General features: G+C 52.0%; 17 protein-coding genes, 7 tRNA genes and 1 pseudogene. 1 reads left to right on the top strand and 24 read right to left on the bottom strand.

Annotated features, from left to right (window positions below; all coding sequences use genetic code 11):
- Window positions 1-405: 405 nt before the first annotated feature.
- The 12 genes and pseudogenes from U1H99_RS07880 to U1H99_RS07825 all read right to left on the bottom strand — a co-directional run bounded on the left by U1H99_RS07880 (window position 406) and on the right by U1H99_RS07825 (window position 12463).
- A complete protein-coding gene (locus tag U1H99_RS07880) occupies window positions 406-816 on the bottom strand; it encodes a hypothetical protein (protein ID WP_323141138.1) in 411 nt (136 codons plus the stop codon).
- 502 nt (window positions 817-1318) lie between these two features.
- A pseudogene (locus U1H99_RS07875) lies at window positions 1319-1597 on the bottom strand (transposase); the annotation flags it as partial.
- 597 nt (window positions 1598-2194) lie between these two features.
- Window positions 2195-2581 (bottom strand): hypothetical protein, encoded by a 387-nt coding sequence (locus U1H99_RS07870; RefSeq protein ID WP_323141137.1) that lies wholly within the window; start codon window positions 2579-2581, stop codon window positions 2195-2197.
- A 682-nt stretch (window positions 2582-3263) separates the two neighbouring features.
- Window positions 3264-3635 carry a hypothetical protein gene (locus U1H99_RS07865; protein WP_323141136.1) on the bottom strand — a complete coding sequence of 124 codons (372 nt, stop codon included), beginning with the start codon at window positions 3633-3635 and terminating at the stop codon, window positions 3264-3266.
- A 490-nt stretch (window positions 3636-4125) separates the two neighbouring features.
- Entirely contained in the window at window positions 4126-4452 is a 327-nt protein-coding gene (locus tag U1H99_RS07860) for a hypothetical protein (protein WP_323141135.1), read from the bottom strand.
- Window positions 4453-4664: 212 nt separating this feature from the next.
- Window positions 4665-5018, bottom strand: a complete 354-nt coding sequence (locus tag U1H99_RS07855) for a hypothetical protein (RefSeq protein WP_323141134.1) — start codon at window positions 5016-5018, stop codon at window positions 4665-4667.
- 431 nt (window positions 5019-5449) lie between these two features.
- Window positions 5450-5797 carry a hypothetical protein gene (locus U1H99_RS07850; RefSeq protein WP_323141133.1) on the bottom strand — a complete coding sequence of 116 codons (348 nt, stop codon included), beginning with the start codon at window positions 5795-5797 and terminating at the stop codon, window positions 5450-5452.
- A gap of 424 nt (window positions 5798-6221) precedes the next feature.
- Window positions 6222-6581, bottom strand: a complete 360-nt coding sequence (locus U1H99_RS07845; protein WP_323141132.1) for a hypothetical protein — start codon at window positions 6579-6581, stop codon at window positions 6222-6224.
- A 297-nt stretch (window positions 6582-6878) separates the two neighbouring features.
- Window positions 6879-7298, bottom strand: a complete 420-nt coding sequence (locus U1H99_RS07840; protein ID WP_323141131.1) for a hypothetical protein — start codon at window positions 7296-7298, stop codon at window positions 6879-6881.
- Window positions 7299-7307: 9 nt separating this feature from the next.
- The gene (locus tag U1H99_RS07835; protein ID WP_323141130.1) at window positions 7308-9878 is read right to left on the bottom strand and encodes an RHS repeat-associated core domain-containing protein; all 2571 of its coding nucleotides are present in this window, start codon (window positions 9876-9878) and stop codon (window positions 7308-7310) included.
- Window positions 9879-9898: 20 nt separating this feature from the next.
- Window positions 9899-11707: an RHS repeat domain-containing protein gene (locus U1H99_RS07830; protein ID WP_323141129.1), complete on the bottom strand. Its 1809-nt coding sequence runs from the start codon at window positions 11705-11707 to the stop codon at window positions 9899-9901.
- Between the two features lie 81 nt (window positions 11708-11788).
- Window positions 11789-12463 (bottom strand): RHS repeat domain-containing protein, encoded by a 675-nt coding sequence (locus tag U1H99_RS07825; protein ID WP_323141128.1) that lies wholly within the window; start codon window positions 12461-12463, stop codon window positions 11789-11791.
- A 1613-nt stretch (window positions 12464-14076) separates the two neighbouring features.
- On the opposite strand from U1H99_RS07825, the gene U1H99_RS07820 reads away from it, so the two are divergent.
- Window positions 14077-14250, top strand: coding sequence for a hypothetical protein (locus tag U1H99_RS07820; RefSeq protein ID WP_323141127.1), 174 nt, complete (start codon window positions 14077-14079; stop codon window positions 14248-14250).
- A gap of 341 nt (window positions 14251-14591) precedes the next feature.
- Here the strand turns inward: U1H99_RS07820 and U1H99_RS07815 are convergent.
- The 12 genes from U1H99_RS07815 to recO form a co-directional block, all read right to left on the bottom strand.
- A tRNA-Cys gene (locus tag U1H99_RS07815) sits at window positions 14592-14665 on the bottom strand.
- A gap of 78 nt (window positions 14666-14743) precedes the next feature.
- Window positions 14744-14819: transfer RNA gene (locus U1H99_RS07810), tRNA-Gly, on the bottom strand.
- Window positions 14820-14859: 40 nt separating this feature from the next.
- Window positions 14860-14935, bottom strand: a tRNA-Gly gene (locus tag U1H99_RS07805).
- A 37-nt stretch (window positions 14936-14972) separates the two neighbouring features.
- Window positions 14973-15048 (bottom strand) — tRNA-Gly (locus U1H99_RS07800).
- A gap of 60 nt (window positions 15049-15108) precedes the next feature.
- Window positions 15109-15184, bottom strand: a tRNA-Gly gene (locus U1H99_RS07795).
- Between the two features lie 66 nt (window positions 15185-15250).
- A tRNA-Gly gene (locus tag U1H99_RS07790) sits at window positions 15251-15326 on the bottom strand.
- A gap of 112 nt (window positions 15327-15438) precedes the next feature.
- Window positions 15439-15514, bottom strand: a tRNA-Gly gene (locus tag U1H99_RS07785).
- Between the two features lie 93 nt (window positions 15515-15607).
- The gene (pgsA, locus tag U1H99_RS07780) at window positions 15608-16192 is read right to left on the bottom strand and encodes a CDP-diacylglycerol--glycerol-3-phosphate 3-phosphatidyltransferase (protein ID WP_323141126.1); all 585 of its coding nucleotides are present in this window, start codon (window positions 16190-16192) and stop codon (window positions 15608-15610) included.
- 114 nt (window positions 16193-16306) lie between these two features.
- Window positions 16307-18217, bottom strand: coding sequence for an excinuclease ABC subunit UvrC (gene uvrC, locus U1H99_RS07775; protein ID WP_323141225.1), 1911 nt, complete (start codon window positions 18215-18217; stop codon window positions 16307-16309).
- A gap of 304 nt (window positions 18218-18521) precedes the next feature.
- Window positions 18522-18932 (bottom strand): holo-ACP synthase, encoded by a 411-nt coding sequence (gene acpS / locus U1H99_RS07770; RefSeq protein WP_323141125.1) that lies wholly within the window; start codon window positions 18930-18932, stop codon window positions 18522-18524.
- Between the two features lie 14 nt (window positions 18933-18946).
- Window positions 18947-19732, bottom strand: a complete 786-nt coding sequence (pdxJ, locus tag U1H99_RS07765) for a pyridoxine 5'-phosphate synthase (protein ID WP_323141124.1) — start codon at window positions 19730-19732, stop codon at window positions 18947-18949.
- A gap of 15 nt (window positions 19733-19747) precedes the next feature.
- Entirely contained in the window at window positions 19748-20623 is an 876-nt protein-coding gene (recO, locus tag U1H99_RS07760) for a DNA repair protein RecO (protein WP_323141123.1), read from the bottom strand.
- Between the last annotated feature and the right edge of the window lie 11 nt (window positions 20624-20634).

The following is a 20634-nucleotide window of genomic DNA, read 5'->3' as shown; positions in this document are numbered from 1 at the left end:
TAGGAATAGATTTTATTTTCAGTTCATCAATTTGAAAATCGGCGCAAATCGCCGGCTCTTGTCACGCCATCATTAGTATGGCCGCAAAACAGTTTTTAGAAAGATTCTGTTCCTTTCTTCTTTTAATGAAATAGATAAGCGTTTAACTGATTTGCATGCGGTTTCTAGCTTTCTGAATGAATGACTTATCTTAGAACCACACTCTAGCACCAAATTAGTCGCCTGTTACGAAATCATACAGGCAACAGCGGTTATGTGTTAAGGCTAGACTCTGACACGGAGGTTGCTTGAAGGAGGACCTGTGCTTCGAAGGCGAAGCTTGCCCCGTAGACCTTCTCATTTAACAGGTCGGCTCAACACTGCACGTTGCAACATATGAGTTCATTTAATTTTAAGGTTTTATGATTAATATCCCATATCGCCTACATAACTAGGAGGAGGAGACTCATCATACGTGCGCAAAGTTGCACATGACCCATCACCGCCATAATAGAAATTAACTATGCCATTTCTTTTTTTTGCGGATTCTACAAGCGCAAACCAAACCGCGCAGGTCGTGGGAGTTACCCCTTGACGATCTGCATTTAGGTTGCACAAAACAGTAAAATCTTTTCTACCATCATGCATAACATTTAACAATCCATTTGAATAGACGAGAACATGCATAATCTTAACGTTGCACTCAAAATATGCAAACGCTGACTGGGAAAGAAAAAGCAATATCAAGCCAAAAATAAATTTATTAAATGTTTTATGAGATGCGTAAACATTTCTATTATTAGATAGGTTCATCTTTTCTGGAATAATCACTGTCATGCTGGGTCGATGTTAAAAAAACTGAAGTAACTGTTAGCGATGAGCAAGGAGGTATAAGTTGGGTAAACAAGATGACTTTTCATTGATTATAAATTTATGCTTCGAGTTAAGCGGCCAGTTTATCTAAGACTCGCTATAGATGATCAATATCGAATATTGATAATAGAATAAATATAAGATCGAAGCGTCGATTTTGCCTGAAAAAAAGCTGAAAATTCTCTCAAATTGTCACGAATCGAAGCTTATTGCGACTGACTCGTAACCGTTTACTCGTTGCGGAAGATCTGAACAATTAGATTCGTCCGCCGCTTCGGCACGACAAAGCAATACCTTAGGGGTTCGCGCTACGTCGAACGCGTCGCCGGGAGTGGTCACCAATGTTTTCGCCAAGCCAATTTGGCGTCGACAGCAATATGAGCGTTCATACCGGAGAATCTTTTCTTCCTTCTCTTCGGATGATACATTTCCGAATTGCAATTTTTGTTCGACAGCGCGGCCGCGATTAAAGTCGGGGCGACGACGGCTCCTTTATCATCAAGCCTTCGCTGATCAAGTGCCCGTTGATTTCATCGAAAATGCTGCGTATTGGGTTGTGTGTCTCGAGCCGGCGGCGGACCTTGAGCAGAGCCGTATTTTCTGACGCCGACTTGTGCGCGAGGTCAATGCCAAAAAATTCGCGAATGGCCAGAATGTCGCGGGTTGCGTACTCAATGCTTTCTTTGGACTGACCAAAGCATTGCTGCGCGATATCCATACGAAATAATCGCTCCAGACTGGCTGGTGACCGCCCACGCTGGACGCCCTAAGTCGCCATGAGTTTCGATACCACCCTCAGCAATAAGTATGTACATCAACTCATCTATCCGAAAATTGAGAAATCAGCGCACCGACAGCGTCTAACAGAACCTTCAGGGCAAGAAATGCGGCTTACCGACGCATTGTCAAAGATAATACGCTAGTACGATTAAATACATTATAATAGATTTGCTTGACAGCGCATTTCAGCTTCAGCACATAAACCCAACGCCCCATGGCTCAAAATAGATTTTTAAAGGTTCGCTTTATAAACTACGGAATTTATATAAATACAATATTAAGGCGATTTTTTTGCAGCTGCATCTTAGTGGTGCTCTCCCAATTTGCAATTGCAGCGGACCGAGCTATTGGGCCAATTTATATTGCTAGCGTCAATACTATTGCTACCGCTAGCGGCGGCCATCAAGCTGGAAATTTGGAAATCAAAGTAGAAGGTGACTTCAATTTACCTTCAGGAGTGGGCTGCCAGACTGAACACATCACGACCTTAAGGTCGACAGATGCTGACTTAAAGATGTTTGCTCTTTTGACAACCGCCCAACTAAAGCACCGTCCTGTAATTTTACTGATTTCTATGATCCTGCTTATACGGCATATCCAGGCAGATGCAGCGTGAAAGCGGTTCAGGCACCAACCAGTCGCCATCGAGTGGCTGCCCCGCTTGCTCGAAACAGCCATGGGCATATACTTCGCGCTGCGCTTCACTGTGCAGTTTATTTTGCCAAGGTAAATAGAGAATCCGTGCTTGGCTGTCTGAGACCACCACGTCGACGCCGGCGCGTGCAGCGAATGCCTTTTCGTGCAACCGCATATACAGGCCGTCAAGCACAATCGGAACGAAAGCATTTTTCCGATTGCTAGCGGTAAGCGGTGTGGGCTGGCGGCGGCCGCGAACTGGCATTAGACCGCTATCCCAACGCCACCATTGCAGCAGGTCAATTACAGCCATGGCGACAGGTCCTGGAGCACCGAATCAGCTTGCAGGTTTTGTGCGGCCGTACCAATGGTAGAACCAGCCAGGAGCTTCTGCGCCGGCGCCATCGAGATGTTCGCTAGATCGACATTACGCGCATACTGATATCCCAAGTCAGCTCCAAGCGCGTTCGTGTCGCTGCCGCTCAGTTGGAAGCTGAGCAGCGAGGAGGATAAGGCCCAGTCTCCAACTGGCGGACTAGCCGCCGGGGCCTAGTCAAATGCGCCAACACGGCCATCGAAGTTGAACTACTCCACCTTCTTGTTCCGTGACTTGTTGGTCTAGGCCCCATCATTGTCGCTGCCGCCCTCGATCACGACATGCCAATTGCTACGCTGCAATTGCTTATGCTCAGGTACCAATTCTTGAAAGTGATCTACTCACTCGGCGCGGATACTTGTGCTATGCATCGGCTCGGCGCGCCTCAAACAAATCCTCGGCTGATCCCATACTCTTCGGCTCAATCATGGTTAACCCATCAACTAAGATAATAGTCTTGTTCTTCAGGATCTCCGGCAACTGAACCCGAGCGAATACGCGCGTTTCGTCGGTGCCACCAACCAATAACTGTACCTCGTCCGCGATCTTGGCAGCGAAACGCTTAGAAGCAGCGGCCTATTGGCTCCATCGCGATCGACGATGCGCTATATATCAGATACTACTGTACAGCAGGTACATCAAAATAGACCACTTCGCACGAACCAGAACGAATAGGCAAATTATTATCGACTACGATGTTTACAGGTCTATCTAGCGCCAATGCCAGTTGAGCGCCGGCAACAAGATGGCGATGTTTTGCGTCTATGTAGACACGGTAAGTCGCCGTACATGATGAAGATGCTGGAAACGTTAGCGGTGTAGTAAACCATAACTCAATGGTATCATTAAACTGTGGGTCGGAATAAGCCCCGACGTAACGAATGAATTTTATTTTCAGTCCATCAATTTGAAAATCGGCGCAAAACGCCGCACCATGGAACGCCAATATTAGTATTGGCACTAAAACAGTTTTTAGAAAGATTTTTTTCATTTCTTGCTTTAACGAATTAGATAGCCCTCTAAAGGATTTGCAGACGGCTTCCTACCTTATGAATAAATGAGTTCTCTTAGAACCACACTTCAGTACCAAATTAGTCGCTTGTTACGGAATCATGCAGGCAAAAGCGGTTAAGTGGTAAGGGTGCATTCTGACACACTAAGCTCATTTGACCTGTCAGCCACTTACCGAAACATAATGCAGATGACAACCGACGCCAGAGTCATCCATGGTGAATATCTGAACATGCTTTCCGAACGCATAAGCCATCACCAATTTCACAAAAGTTGCCCTATAGTTAGGGTCATGAGAATTTAAATATACTCATGTATTGATATTTCAGAATTATGATCTGAATGTGCACATAAACCATATGATGTTCTAGTTTTACTGTTGCACGGTGAGCGAACAACAAACCGTATCAAACTAACAAAGCAAGAAGAAAACACCATTTATGCGGAAGCAATTGATCTGTCCATTCATCTCATTTGAGTATAGCAATCCCGTAGCCGGTCTTGGTAATATCACATGCGGCGGTTGCATTGAAAACACTTATATTTGCAACCACTACTCCCTTACCTTTGAGCAGAGAGGTCATCAAAATACCGTAATAGTAGGCATATTGTGGATTATCCGGAGGAACGTACATGTTAAATTCAAACCACTCAGATTTGCAATATGTCGCCGTATCGGTCGAATCTAAAACAAACCATATTTTGCCATCGGCACCAAGTTGCATACGCTGGACAGTGCCCCAGATATCTGCACCTGCGTACGCTGTATTAGCAAACAAAAAAATTGCTGTAGCCATAACTCGTCTCAATATATTTATTTTCATTTTTGTTTAATTTTAAAACTGAATTAGTAGTCGTCTTTAGTAGTAAAAACCCCGATGTCTTTGTGGCACCATTAGCTCGCCACCTCGAGTATAACTTTTTTATCTAAGGCTAGAATATTAATGTTTATGCCTGTAAATCTCCGTTTCAGAACAAGTTGAATCCGGGGGTAAAAAATTTAAAGAATTTACTGTAATTGTATTGCATCGATGTCCTCGCCATCGTGCCATCGAGTGCAACTACCAGTGCCAGAAATTGATACCGTTTGGTTCATGGTCTTAGCCGCCAGCAAAAAAGCTAGTTGCTGCTTACCTACCAGAGAGGTCTCACTCTTAATAATCCAATACGAATAAGATGCGCAACTTGGCTTGCCTGACAAAGGCCCATCGAGGTCAACTAGGATGAGTCCATCGCTGCCGCGTAGCGTGAGAAATTTGATTTTTCCTGTTTGAACTCCCCCGGCGATCCCCATTTTAGCCACGCCCAAACTTAGCAAAACAACAGCGGCACAGGTCTTCAAAAATTTCGCAAGAATACTCATTTAGCACCTATTATTTCTAGCAAATTTAACATCAGTAAATACATTCAAATGCAGGCTCGACCCAAGACCATTAGTCGCCAGGTTACAGCTATCAACACTCTAGAAATGCAGACTTGCGAAACCATCAAATTGTAGCCAATAGCAAGTTTTTGGATATAAATCATTGCTAATTATGCATCACACTATCAAAAGAGGTATGGTATTAAAATTTGTCCGACCTGATAATTTACAGATTTGCATTTCGACTGCCCATTTAGATCAGCAGTCTTGCGGAGTCTTTTTTACTATGCAATCAATAAAATCACTTCTCGACCACCAGCACGGTGATTGCTGCCGCGACTACGAACACTGAGTTAAGCTTGAAGACGTATCTTCAACTGGCTCGACACCGAACTATTGAAGTGTTCGAATGATTACTCTACGCTAAGCGACTATTCGGATATTTCAACAATATCAACGTTACAAACCGTGCCATCACCATCTGGCTGAACGTAATCTATCCGGCTCACACGTTTGCCAGTGAGTTTGGCCGCAAGTAATTGCGTATATAGACCTTTACGATTAGCCGCAACGTACAGGTTTCCATACGCGCAATTAAGCGTGAATGGCTCGGCAAAGGAGACATAAAAATAGTCTCCTTGTGCCCCTAGCTTTGAAATGGTCTTATTGTACTCGATCGCATGTTTGCTTTGCGCTGCGACTGTTCCAGCAGCCAGCAATGCAACAATAGGTACAAATAATAATGCGCTTCGTTTAGCAAATAGGTCGAAAATATTCATATGTTCTCTGCTATATACAGCTTGTGATAAAATTCCCTACTTATCTAACTATTCATAGACATATTGGTTTGCCTACGAGACCGCGACAAAGGTCCTTGTGCTCTACCGTGTCCTAACCTCTAGTTAGTCCGCGGCTACGAGCGCCTCATTGCTGGCTTAAATAGAACGCTAAGTAAATGCCAATCGAAAAATTTGCGATTCGATTGGACTAGTAAATAGGCTACTTCTTATCGGCAAATGGAATGCGAAGATCAACACCTAACGTCATTTAGAAGGCTGATTCACGTTGAAAACTGCGTGTACTAGCAGCCTGACGATTTGTGTCAGCGTCATATCACTTACATGGCCAATATTGAGAATAACCATGTCTATGCGAAGGTTCGCTTGAGCTATCTGTGCCGGTATGACAATTTAGCTTTTACTCTTAATCTGCTCGTAAATCGACACCCAACATTATCTCAGCGCCTACCGCGCCATATGCATTACCATTACAACTTCCGTCACCGCGTACGTACACACGATGACCGGTTGCCTTCGCAGCTAAAACGTTTGAATACTCGAGTTTCCCAAACGTTGAGTTGATGTCTATTATGTAATAACCGCTATCGCTTGAAGACGAACATGGACTAATCGCTCCGTTGAAGTTTCCATTGTTAACAGAAACAAACACCTTCCCGTTTATAACAAAAATACCTGCAACGTACCCATAAAAATCAGAGGCCCAAGCGTTAGCAGCAAATGCTGACAGAAACATTGCCATAAAAAAGATCAGATACTTTTTCATATTGATAACTGCTTATATAAATTTATAGTAGCAAATTGCTTCGAAGCGTGAGGGCTGATCGAAGACTGGAAAGCTGCGGTCGATCACCGTTCCGATGCCAAGTAATTTAGTCACGTCGACCACGCTGCTCAGGCGTTAACGCCCTTCGTGCAGCAAGGCGATGCCGCATCGACTGCGCCCGTATGGTCCGATACAGGTTTGTCACCAGCAGCTAACGAAGTCCGTCCAGCTCGGCGCGTTGACGGTGCCCGCGAGCGCAGGGACAGATCCATTCCCTGGCGCCGCAGATGGCGCCTCTTAGGAGGATCGAGCTGCGCCTTCCAACCCTTCTAAAATTGTCGGGTTTGAAGCAAAGAGAATCCACTCCGTGCTGTCGATGGCACGAATAGCGATTTCGCATTCCTGAAAGTCGTCGGCCAAAAGCTTATCGACCTCCAACCGATCGATATCCGATGCAGCTATGACCAAACAATCGATCGTATATTCAACTGCTTCTGCAAATCTTGAAATTTCGCTCCATGTCAGCACTAAGCCGAGTGGCTGCTGGCGCACTCTCGTCTGAAACTCGAGGACCGAGTCATTGGCTGGCATATGGCCAACGCCATCAAATTCAAGAATGCTCCAGTCCCAGGCATTCGCGGGCACCTTCGCCAGCAAATCCACCAGTTGAACGCGAGTCCCATTTTTTCGATACATCGGCACTTCTAGATTACTCATTTCCTCACCTCAGTACTTCCAGCCTTGCAATGGCTGTGCAGGACCGTGCTGTGGCGTGCCACCAGTTGGATTCGGCTTGTACCGATGCTCATGCGGATTCGGATGATTCTGCTGGGGACGTCCATGATCAGTAAAGTCAATATCTTTTACAGGATTTCCATCCGCATCCCATTCACGGCCTTGATCATATTTTCCGCGACGCCCATCCTTCTGGCCAAGCTGGGTATGCGCCCCCTCAGCCTCAGGATCTCGGACCGGATTGCCATTCGGATCTCGAGGCAATTTGCGGTCAGGGAATCCGCTTCCAGCGCGGTCTCCCGTCTTCTCTCCACTCTTTGTATCTTCATTTGCATTAAGGATCAAGTTACTTACGAAACGGATGTTATCTTCTGCATTTTTCAGGCCCCCGGCAAGCATATTACTCAGCCATTTCTTACATCCTTCTGAAAACACGCAAGCTGTACCGACAACAGCGGTTGCCAGCACTAGCGGCGCAGCAATGGCGACCTTACCTGAGGGGTCTCGTGCGCTCAGCGGATTGCCACCTACGTATGCATACAGATTGATATCATCCTGATACCCAATTGGATCGGTCTGCATAAACCGACCAAGTACCGGATTATAAATTCGAGCTTTGTAATAATACATCCCTACATCCGGCAGGGCGATCTGTCCCGTGTATTGAAAGCGCGAACGATTGCTTGTTGCCGGCACACCATATTCGTTATAGGTGTCAACTTCTTGGGTAAGACCTTTTCCATTCGTCACCGCAACAATTGATCCTTGCTGATCCGCGTGTAGATAATTCCGGTCTGAGTCCAGTGTACCGCCGTTGTACTGAACCAGGGGTTCATCCATATCCGAGCCATGTACATAGCGCCGTACCATGGAACCACTGGCATTGTATTCACCTACCAAAGCATCGCCATCGTACAGGAAGGTGGTAGCGCCCGATGCACCGCCTGCGGTCTGATACAGACGTCCATTAGGATCGTAGCGCAAGACACGTCCATTCGAGGCGCTGACCATGCGATTTTCCATGTCGTAGCCATAAAAGTTCGCACCGTCCGAGGTCATGTTGCCGTTGTTATCGTAGAGCGGCACGCTGCCGCCCATGCTGGAAACAGCCGTATATTGATTCAGACCATTGACTGCATATACGGTAGTGCCAGCCGTGCGTTGCATGAACGCATATGCCAGATTCGATATCTCTCTACTGATCACCTGGCCAGCCGGGTTATAACTAAATGTCCAAGTTTGGTCACTCGCCGTAGCAACGCCGTCTAGATCATGGCTCATACTCTGCAGTCGTACCGGGTCGTACTGGTAACTAGTTTTGGTGACCGAAGCAGAAACCGTTCCGCCGCGTGACAGTGTCTTGCGGTGGCCTTGAGTGTCGTAGGCGATCTCAACAATCGCGGATTGCCCAGATTCTAGGATCTGCGACAGCCGACCTACACCATCGTAGGTATAGGTGAAATACTGATTGTCGGGGAAAGTCAGCCGGGTACGATGATTCTCGGCATCGTATAGATAGGACAGCTTGCGTGAGACGCCGTCCAGATTAATCGTTGAACTGCTGACGTTTCCAAAGCCGTCATATACTGTCGTGATCCCGGCACCCACAACTGTGTCGAATCGGCTATATAACTGCAAGTTTCTCAAATCGTACCCATAAAACACGTTCTGGTTCGTATTGACCGGATAGTGTTTCTGCGTCAACCGATTGAGGTTGTCATACGTGTAAGTGATGATGTTCCCATCACGTTTTCGGAGCGATGTGAGGTTACCGTTCTTGTCGTAACCGTATTCCTGGTAATCCGTAGTGCTATATTGGCCAGTCGTGATCTTGGATGGGAAATATTGGCGCTGCAAGCGCGAGAACCCATCATAGGTATAATAAGAGACGTTGCCGTTGGCATCTGTGTCGCTTTGCTTGGGTCCATTCGGATAGTAAGCAGTGCGGACGTAATCGATAGTGTCCGGTGAACCGTAGCCCTTTTGCGTAACAGTTGGACGAGAAAGTTCGTCGTATTCTTGTAAGGTAATGCGATCGGGTCCATTGCTGCCTTCCCTGCCTAAAGTACATGCGTCTGCCGGTAGGCTGGCATAATCGACTGGGTTCATCCGCACGGCCGTACAACGTACACGCCCTGCGGCGTCATAGGTAAACTGTATCAAGCTGATAGGGTTTCCTGCCGACGACACTTGCTCTGTAAGTTTTCTGCCCCAGATGTCGTAAGTCATGTCCAATGTTTGGTTCACCGTGAAGCCGGGCCATGCCGTAGGTAGCACCAGTTCCGACTGCCAAGAGGCAAGCTCTCCCGTTTCCACCTTCGTCAACATTCCGAATTGGTCATACGTATTGCGTGTGGCAGCATAGTGCAACGGGCCGGAGCCATCCGGGTCTGCTGCAATAGTGCCGACCAGACGTGCTGCAACGTCATAACGGTAACCAGTAGTATTAGCGCTTGGCACGCTCTGCGCGAGCGAACTGTATGTCCATGAGCTTATCAACCCAACACAAACCGCTATCAGCGTCTTTATAAACTTGAATGATGAGGTAGCAGTTTTTTTCATGATAATGGCAACCTCTAAATTCAATAACAGCGTGCGAGGCCCGCATTCGGGGTCGTTTCGCTGATCATATTACCCAATACATCGTAGGCATAACAGGATCGACGGCTGATTCCACCTGCCGTTGTGACCTTACCGCGTAACAAAAGGTTATTGGGTCCCGAAATTGGCCCATAATCATATTGCGTTATAACTTCGTCGTCCGGCGCTTGGCATCCTGTCCCAGTACTTTTGAAGTTACTGGTACGACAATAGCTTAATGTATCTAGCAGCCATATCGGTGCGCCTGCCGCGCTGTATCCGCCAACGATGTTTTTAATCATGGCAGTACGCGATGTGTACGTGTACCGTTTCTGCGGCCGTATGCCGTTCGAATCAGGCGTGGAGGTTTCACTCAGAATACCGCCGTGAACCGGATCATAAGTATAGTCAGTCTGATTGCCATTTGCATCTTTGATCCAGTTGGGCTTGTTGCAAGTCACAGGATTTTTACATGCTTCGTCATAGTTGGCCTGCAACACGAGTGTCCCTGCGCCACCTGTGTCGGTCTGGGTTTTACTTAAGAGGTTGCCGCGGTCGTCATAGGTGAAAGAAAAGTTTCGCCCCTCACTATCGATTGCAGATGTGATTCTATTATATAAACCATAACTCTGGGATCCACCATAACTATTGGGAGCAGTTGCAGTTACCCAGGTGGTTACACTTCTTCGTAGGTCATATTGGGCCGAAGTAACCATGCCTGTAGGTGCAGTTGCGGTAGTTATCCAGACACCATCTAGGCCGGCTTGATAAGGCGGATTCTGATATGCCTGTCTGTAGGAATAGCTCCAATGACTATCTCCGATATCAACGGAATTGACGATATCTCGCAATTTGGCACATCCAATGATTGGCACGCTCAGCGATCCGTCATACGAACAAACAAACATGGATCCATAAGCGAATTTGACGGTTGTCGCCGCAGCACTCGACGCCCATTTGACTGAATTGAGACGTTCGTAGTATCCGGCCCCCTGATATCCTGAATCGCTGAAGTATTTTGTGACTTGGTTCGCTGAATCTGTGATCGTCAACGTTGTCGGCCCTACGGAGTTGACTACTCTACTATCGAGAAAAATTTTGGCGGTAGGCCAACTGCGAGAATATGAACAACTTCCGGCTGCAGGGTCGCAATAGTCGACCGCCATGTTCACTGCAGTCACGGATGTCAGGTTTCCTGTGGCGTCGTAGCTGTACCGCAGCTGATATCCGTCATTCGTTGTCACTAATTGGACAGGAGTTAAGGTTCCGGTAGACCGCTTGATATAGATTTCACGTCCATTTGGATAAATTACTTTAGTGATGGCCATGTTTACGGCGGAATCAAAAGCACGGCCTTTGATTGACGGATCAGTGATGTAACGAACCCCGTCACGACTTATATATTCGTAGGAACCGTCGTCCTTACGAAGAAGCGTAGAGCCAGTACGGCGTCTGCTCATTGTTTCATTAGTTCTGAAAAAGTCGGAATTATTAAACAATCTAACTTCAAAGTTAACACTTTCCGATTGATACCCTTCCCAAACCTTGGTCGTGGAAATTTCCCCCCAAAACCCATCAGCATTGTTGAGCCTGATCGCATCACCGTTGAAATCGAGCTTGAAGGTCAAGGCAGAATCTTTTGGACCGATAGACACTGGTGCCGAATTTAACTGAGGCTTTCCAGAAACCACGTTGATGCCGGCGCTGTCTACAAGCTTTAAATCGGGCGGATCTAAGTTCATCGTTGTTTGTGCTTGTGCCCTTCCCAGCGTGAGAGCTACATAAGCTGACAGGATGAAAAGATATGACATTGTTCTCTCATATCGATGTAGTGTGCGAAATACCATGGAACCGGTCCTTTTATCCTCGTTCTTATAGTAAAACTTGTTCATTTATTCGTTGACTTGCTTGCGATTACCTGCGTTGTCGTAGTCGTATTGCGCCTTCGACACACCGTCTCGACTGACCCTGATAAGTCGGCCCAAAGCGTTATATTGGTATTTCTCCACCACTTTCGCACTCGGCTGTACCGAAGGCGTCACCACGCTTACCGTGAAGCCGGAGGTTGAGCAAGTGTTGTTGCTGCATGAATTACTTTCAGCGGCGTACGTCATTCCACTGGTAAATGCTTGGTAGTTACTGCCGAAATAATTAATCGTGAAAGACATTTCCTCCCCACGTGATCCCGCATTAACTGCGACATTGACCCCGGCTTGGGTCCACAAAGGGTTTTTAGGCATGTCCCCGAGACTAGTATAGATTTGGTAAAGGATAAAGACCTGACTTGGCTCTGGACGACTCGAAAGCAGGATGAATGATGAATTCGATGGTGTGATTGGAATTGGAATATCTAAATCGTCGTCGAGCGGAATCATTATGATCTTTGGGACTGCCTTCACAAAGAAATCCGGCACGCCATCGCCGTTGACATCAGCTGTGTAAGCCGTGTAGCTCTCGCTTACTTGCGCGGAGGCATTGCACGTCAACAATAAAGATACAATCACTTGCACCACACAATTTGAAAATGATTGTCGAACAATTGATTTTTTATTTAAGTTATTGAGCATATGATGTCGTGCACAGAGCGTTAGTGCAAATCCATTCCCCATGAAGAAAGCTGTTGCTGGAGGACGCCGTAGTACGCAAAAGATGCATAAACAATACCGGCCCTTCTCAACTTGTACTTTATGGGATACAAACTGAGCTAAAACAAATGAGTGACAAGAATCCAGGACATGCGGTGGAACGTTTTAGAAAGTTTTTACTCGCTGATTTTAATGATTCGTCTACGCATATTGTACGCGTCCCTGCTGGCTGACTGTGGTCGAAACCACAGCTTTAACATTTGCCATTGTCCGTCGATTTATATTAAAAACATATTTTTACTTTGCTGCGCTACCTCTATAATGGATGCGTCCAACATTAAGTATGCTTATCTATCGTGAATCACAATTATTAATGTGCTTGCGATTAGGCAATATGAATAATACCTGAAATATATCGACAAAAACTCTCAAAATGTAACGGTATCGGACGTTGCGCCGCATCCCACAATGTGGAACGGGCACCGTGAGGAATTACTGGCTTACAGCGTTTGACGAAAATTAGGGACGTTATTTACAGCAACTGCTCGCGCAGTATCAAGGCCTAACTGAATGGGCTTCCCCCACCCCGGTAGACATTTCTGACCGATGTTGGACTTCCCCCGGTTCAGTAGACAAATCCCGACCTCACGCTGAGGCGCGTTCGAAGGCCTAGGAGCTGACACCGCCCAGATGGCTGTGGCGCTTGGTTCGATTTCCACGAGGTCTGGAATGGTAAAGAGACCCTTGAAAACACACAGATCTCGCGTTTTTACACAGCGTGGCCGATAGCAGCCTTTTGCTAAGTGCAGTGTATGTCAACGTTGTCTTTAAGGCAACCTATCGATTTTCCTGGAACTTGTCCTGGGGCGGGACTCGATAGTGCCCCAGCGGCGCCGTGCCCGGCCGTAGAGAAATTGAGTTGCCCGACTATGACGTGTAGGAGGCCTGGGCGCTCAACCTGCTGCGAGAGTACGCCGAGTGCGCAACGCGGCATGCCAAGACCATGCAAGCCTGGCCGAAAACAGCGTTCGTTCAGCCCTGAATGCAGCGGTACGCAATGTGTCGCAGCGTCGCGTTTTTGGCGAGCACTCGCAAGATGACTGGTATGTCAACGCCATGATTTACAAGCGCTCGAGCCGCTGCAACATCGCCATGCACTGCTTGAACAGATACGGCTGCGTCAATAAGCAGCGCAGTCAAGTGGTCGCCCCTGCGATTAATTTTCATTACCGAAATCCTTTGCGCCTATCCCGATAGGAACTATCGAGCAACCTTTTTATGACATTGGCCGGCACTCCGATTTCTTCGAGTGTCTCTTGGGAATGCCGGCTTTTATAGCCTGTCGTGGCCTGAAGTACGGCCTCTACCAACCAGGCGGTGCGCCAATCGGTTCTTCTGTCCATCCTCATAGGTTAGTCAGAAAAACAACATACACTTTTGATTTAGATCAAAGGATCGATATTCGCCCCTACATAAAACTGGAGAATTAATGAGCAAGACAATCATTGACCCCAAGCTGCGCGAGTATGCAACCCCGCAGCATGCAATCTACTTGGACGACGTGATTGAGCACGGTGGCGAGTGGTTGGCGACCTGTGCTGAAGGTCGGCAAGACCACCATCCAGCAGTGCTTGGCGCACCTGAAGTTCGCCGCAGCGCTCAAGGGGTATTCGCCAGAACACGACATGACCCGCATCGTGCCGGATGCGTTCGAGGTCCGCGGAGTTTCGACCCTGTACGACAAGGAGGGGCGTCTGGCAGTCCAATGAGCTAAGAGCAGTGCTGACGATGAGCGTCGGAAGTAAGTGATTCGGAAGTTCGTAGCCGAACTCTGCGGCAGCGTAAAGGGTCGCGCACCCAAGGTGGCCGCCCCGAAGCTCGTCAACGCAGGTTGTCAAACTGAAAAGCTCACCAAGTGTCACGGCTAACCACTACGCGCCGCTAGAATTCTACGTGGGTACTTGCGATGCGTTAAAGTGGGTAACGGATCCACGCCTAAACTTACAGCATGCAGTCTAGAGACCGCGACGAGCTAACATTGAAGGACTTCTGTCAATGAGAATTAATACCTGACCCACATCAAGAGCCTATTACAAGACAGAAAACAGGATGGAGGCGAGGACGGGAGTCGAACCCGTCTAGACGGCTTTGCAGGCCGCTGCATAACCGCTTTGCTACCTCGCCCGAGGTGAACTGCCGACGATGCTGACATGGCGGGTTATCGACCACATCAACACGAGAAGGGAAACCTTCTCTGAAATCTGGAGCGGGAGAAGAGTCTCGAACTCTCGACCTCAACCTTGGCAAGGTTGCGCTCTACCAACTGAGCTACTCCCGCGTGGAGTTACTACCGATACAACCAACTGCGAAGAACCATTTGGAGCGGGAGAAGAGTCTCTAACTCTCGACCTCAACCTTGGCAAGGTTGCGCTCTACCAACTGAGCTACTCCCGCTTAGGAGTCCAACACACACTACATGATTACAAAACTTTGGAGCGGGAGAAGAGTCTCGAACTCTCGACCTCAACCTTGGCAAGGTTGCGCTCTACCAACTGAGCTACTCCCGCATGGAGTTTTACTGCCTTACTGCTACTACCGCTACCGCTACGACGTGCTCCAGCTTGAACTGGAGCGGGAGAAGAGTCTCGAACTCTCGACCTCAACCTTGGCAAGGTTGCGCTCTACCAACTGAGCTACTCCCGCATGGAGTTTTACTGCCTTACTGCTACTACCGCTACCGCTACCGCTACGACGTGCTCCAGCTTGAACTGGAGCGGGAGAAGAGTCTCGAACTCTCGACCTCAACCTTGGCAAGGTTGCGCTCTACCAACTGAGCTACTCCCGCATCGTCTCGTTTACAACCGAGTTTGCAATTATCTCAGATATTTGACTAACTTCCAAGATAACGCGTTTTACATCTGTGCTTCATACTGCTGTTACATCCGACTGGCAAACTCTGGAGCGGGAGAAGAGTCTCGAACTCTCGACCTCAACCTTGGCAAGGTTGCGCTCTACCAACTGAGCTACTCCCGCTTCGTTTCGTTTGCTGCGTCGATGTCGTCGCAACAGGCAGGCATTATAGAGATGCTGAGCTATGTGTCAAGGATGACTTAGTAGAAAGCTCATTCAACTTTCCTGCATCCCAGACTTTTCGCGGATCAGCGGCCAGGCCCGGCGCAGGTAATAGAACATCGACCACACCGTCAGTACGCCGGCGATCCACAGCAAAATCAGGCCCGCGATGTGCATGTCGATGCCGAACAGGGTGTCGTGGAACAGCAGCATCGGGATCGCGACCATCTGCGCCGCGGTCTTGATCTTGCCCAGCGAGTTCACCGCCACCGACTTGCGCGCGCCGATCTCGGCCATCCATTCGCGCAGCGCCGAGATGGTGATCTCGCGGCCGATGATGACGAAGGCAATGATGGCGTCGACGCGGGCCAGCTGCACCAGCACCAGCAGCGCGCCGGCCACCATCAATTTATCCGCGACTGGGTCCAGGAAGGCGCCGAAGGCCGAGGTCTGGTGCCAGCGCCGCGCCAGGTAGCCGTCGAACCAGTCGGTGATGGCGGCCACGATGAACACCAGGGTGGCGGCCAGGTTGCGGTCGGCGACCGGCAGCCAGTGGTCGGGCAGGAAGTAGACGCCGACGACCAGGGGAATGAGTGCGACGCGTAACCAGGTCAGGAGAATCGGGATGTTAAAAGGCATGTGAGAGTCGGATCGTGTGCTGGAGCTGGTTGCGTCAATACGCGGGCGCTTTCCAATCTGCATTGGAAGGCGCCCGCTAGTCTACATGGCTCTTGCCTTTTAAACCAGTTGAGCTCAGTGCAGTTGGCGGTAGATCTCTTCCGCCAGCGTGCTCGAAATTCCTTCCACCGACATCAGGTCTTCGATACTGGCGTCGATCACGCCGCGCAAGCCGCCGAAGCGCGCCAGCAGCTTCTGGCGGCGCTTGGCGCCGATACCCTCGATCTCTTCCAGGCGCGAGGCCTGGCGTGCCTTGGCACGCTTGGCGCGCATGCCGGTGATGGCGAAGCGGTGCGCTTCGTCGCGGATCATGGCGACCAGCATCAGGGCGGCCGATTCCTTGCCCAGTTCCTGCGGATCGCGGCCGTCGGCGAAGATCAGGGTTTCCAGGCCGACGCGGCGACCCTCCCCTTTGGCCACGCCGACGATGTTGCTGACGTCCAGTCCCAGTTCGGTGAAGACCTGGCGCGCCATCTCGACCTGGCCCTTGCCGCCGTCGATCAGCGCGATATCCGGCATCACGCCCTCGCCGCCGGCGACCTTCTCGTAGCGCCGCATCAGCACCTGGCGCATCGCCGCGTAGTCGTCGCCCGGGGTGATGTCGTTGATGTTGTAGCGGCGGTATTCGCCGTTCTGCATCTGATGATGGTGGAACACCACGCACGACGCCTGGGTCGCTTCGCCGGCGGTGTGGCTGATGTCGAAGCATTCGATGCGCAGGCTGTCCAGGTCCTCGCTGTCGAGGCCCAGCGCGTCGGCCAGCGCACTCGTGCGTGCCTGTTGCGAGCCCTGCTCGGACAGCAGGCGCGCCAGCGAGATCTCGGCGCCCTTGCAGGCCATTTCCAGCCACTGGCGGCGCTGGCCCTGCGGCTGGAACACCAGGCTGATGCGGTGGCCGCACTGCTCGGTCAGCGCGACGATCAGCTCCGGCATCTCGAAGTCGATATTCAGGATCAGGATGCCGGGAATGAACTTGTCGGCATAGTGCTGGGCCAGGAAAGCGGCCAGCACCTCGACCTCGATCGAGGTCTCGCCGATGGCGTCGTCGACCTCGATCGAATCGCCGACGTGGGTCGGGAAGTAGGCGCGGTCGCCGAGGTGGCGACCGCCGCGCACCATGGCCAGGTTGACGCAGGCGCGGCCGCCTTGCACCACCACGGCGATGATGTCGACGTCGGCGTCGCCCACCGTTTCCATGCTTTGCGCGTGCAGCACGCGCGACAGCGCCTGGATCTGGTTGCGCACGCTGGCGGCCTGCTCGAACTTCAGGTTCTCGGCATAGCCGATCATCTTGGCCTGCAGTTCGTCCAGCACCTCGGTCTGGCGTCCGCGCAGGAACTTGGCGGCATTGTCGACGTCGCGCTTGTAGTCTTCCTGCGAGACCAGGTCGACGCACGGACCGCTGCAGCGGCCGATCTGGTGCAGCAGGCAGGGACGCGTACGGTTGCTGAAGACGCTGTCCTCGCAGGTGCGCAGCATGAACACCTTCTGCAGCAACTGCATCGATTCCTTGACCGCCCAGGCGCTCGGGAAAGGCCCGAAGTATTGGTTTTTCTTGTCCAGCGCGCCGCGGTAATAGGCCATGCGCGGGTAATCGCCGCCGGTCAGCTTCAGGTAGGGATAGCTTTTATCGTCGCGGAACAGGATGTTGTAACGCGGCTTGAGCGTCTTGATCAGGTTGTTTTCCAGGATCAGCGCTTCGGCTTCGCTGCTGGTGACCGTGGTCTCCAGGCGCGCGATCTGCGACACCATCATCGCGATACGCGGGCTCGACAGGTTCTTCTGGAAGTAGCTCGACACGCGGTTTTTAAGGTTGCGCGCCTTGCCGACGTACAGCACCTTGTCCTCGACGTCGAAATAGCGGTACACGCCGGGCAGGCCCGGCAGCTTGGCGACGGTGGCCAGCACCTGCTCGCGCGCCGCTTCGCTCGGTTTCACCGGCGCGTTGGCATCGCGCGTGAGGGTCGCGTTCAGCTCTTCCTTCATCACCTGCCAGGTGTCGGGGCGGGTACGGCCTGGGTTCGGCGCCGGCAGTTCGCCCGGTTCCGGCTGGGCGCTTTTCGGCTGGCGCTTGGTGTGCTTGCGCTTGGAGGCCGCGGCCAGGGTCGCGACCTTGTCCTGCACGGCTTGCGCGTAGGCGTCGGCGGGGGATTGGGCGGCCGCGGCGCTGTCGCGCACCTCGGTCGCGGGCGCAGCCTCGGGCGAGGCGGCCGGCGTGGCCGCCGCTGGCGTGTCGGGTTGCTGCGGGTCGGGCTGAACGGGAACTTGGTCGTCCTGGATCACTTGTGTTTCACTTGATAAGTTCGGGCGGCGCCTGCGTCACGATGACGAAGGCGACGCCGTAATCGGCTTCGTCGCTGATCGTCACCTGGGCCGTGAGCCGGTGGGTGCGCATGAATTCCTCGAGCACGCCGCTGCAGACGATGACCGGCTTGCCGCTCGGGGCGTTGAGCATCTGGGCCGAGCGCCAGGTCATGGGCATGCGCATGCCCAGCCCGATCGCTTTCGAGAACGCTTCCTTGGCCGAGAAGCGGGTGGCCAGGAAGCGCAGCCCGCGCACCTCGTTCTTGGCGCGGCGGGCATGGTATTTGTCGAGTTCCTGCGGTCCGAGGATCTTTTCGGCGAAGCGCGGGCCGCTGCGCGCGAGCGCCGCTTCGACGCGCGATATCTGGACGATGTCGGTACCGATGCCGTAGATCATCGCATCGTTCCCGCTCAGTTCTGCGGCTGGCGCTTGCCGATCGCCAGGCCCAGGCGCGCATCGACCATGATCGCCTTCATCTCGCGCACCGCGTGCTCCCAGCCGGCGAACAGCGCGTGGGCGACGATCGCGTGGCCGATGTTGAGCTCGTGGATTTCCGAGATCGCGGCGATCGGTTGCACATTGGTGTAGTGCAGGCCATGGCCGGCGTTGACGCGCAGGCCGTGCTGGACGCCGGCGCGCACGCCGCCCTTGATGCGCTCGAGCTCGAGCGCCAGCTCGTCCTGGTCCTCGGCTTCGGCATAGCGGCCGGTGTGCAGCTCGATCACCGGCGCACCCACCGCGGCGGCGGCGGCGATCTGTTCGGCGTCGGCGTCGATGAACAGCGACACGCGGATGCCCTCGCCTTTCAGCTGGGCGATCGCCGATTCGATCTCTTTATAGAAGCGGATCACGTCGAGGCCGCCCTCGGTGGTGACTTCCTCGCGCCGCTCCGGCACCAGGCACACGTCCTGCGGACGCACGCGACAGGCGAAGTCGATCATTTCCGGCGTGACCGCGGCTTCCAGGTTCATGCGCGTGGTCAGCTCGGGGCGGATCGCGATCACGTCGGCATCCTTGATGTGGCGGCGGTCTTCGCGCAGGTGCAGCGTGATCAGGTCGGCGCCGGCCTGCTCGGCCAGCAGCGCGGCGCGCAGTGGGTCCGGATACGGTGTGCCGCGCGCGTTGCGCACGGTGGCGATATGGTCGATGTTGACGCCCAGGTCGATGACCGAGCCGGTTGGGTGCAGGAAGCTCATGGTTGGTATTCTTTTTTAAAGCTGCATTAGATCGATTAGTATCTGGCGCGTATTCAGCGGCGCGCCACCCAGGTGGTAGGCCAGCAGGAAGCGCATCAACTGCTTGCTCTGCGCCTGCGTCTGCGGGTCCCCGTAATCTTCGCGCTCCATGTCGATCAGGGTCTTGCCCGACACCGCCGGCCAGGTGTCCGAGGCCAGCGCCGTGCGCGCGCCGCGTTCCGGATCGACCACGTACTGGCCGCCCGCCTCCACCCGCGCGCGCGTGCTGGTGCAGCGCGTGAGGTCGGCAGCGACGCCAGTCTCCTTAAGTAAGGCCCGTTCGAATTTTCGCAAGGCGATTTGTGCGGGTTCGCCGTGCGCCAGCTCGTTAAGCGTGGCCACGTAATGGTCGAACAGTGCCGGATGGGGGTCGTCGCGCGCCAGCAGTTTCACCAGCAATTCGTTCAGATAAAAGCCGCACAGCAGCGCGGTCTTTTCCAGCGGCAGCATGCCGCCGACCCATTCGGCGTCGATCAGGGTGCGCAGTTCGGACTTGCCGGAAAACGAAATGGACAGCGGCTGGAAGGTCTGCAGCACCCCGCGCAGCTTGGACAGCGGCCGCTTGGCGCCCTTCGCCACCACGCCGATGCGCCCGAAGTCGCGCGTGAACATGTCGACGATCAGGCTGGTTTCTTTGTACGGATAGCTGTGCAGCACGAAGCACGGTTGCCCGAGCACCTTGCCGTCGCGGCCGGGCGTGCGGCGGGCGAGCTTGGGCGCCGGCGCCGGTTTCGGAACGGCCGGAGAGGCAGGCGCGAGCGCGCCCGCCTGCAGGGGCGTCACCTGGTATGGGGTGCGCGTGTCCTGTACGCTGAGTGCGCTGCTGGGGAGATCATCGTCCTGGGCGGGCATGCGCGACAGGA

Source organism: Massilia phyllosphaerae (assembly GCF_034659755.1).
In the GTDB taxonomy this organism is placed as follows: domain Bacteria; phylum Pseudomonadota; class Gammaproteobacteria; order Burkholderiales; family Burkholderiaceae_D; genus Telluria; species Telluria phyllosphaerae.
The sequence above is the reverse complement of the archived record's forward strand: the minus strand, read 5'-3'. Positions and strand labels throughout refer to the sequence as shown.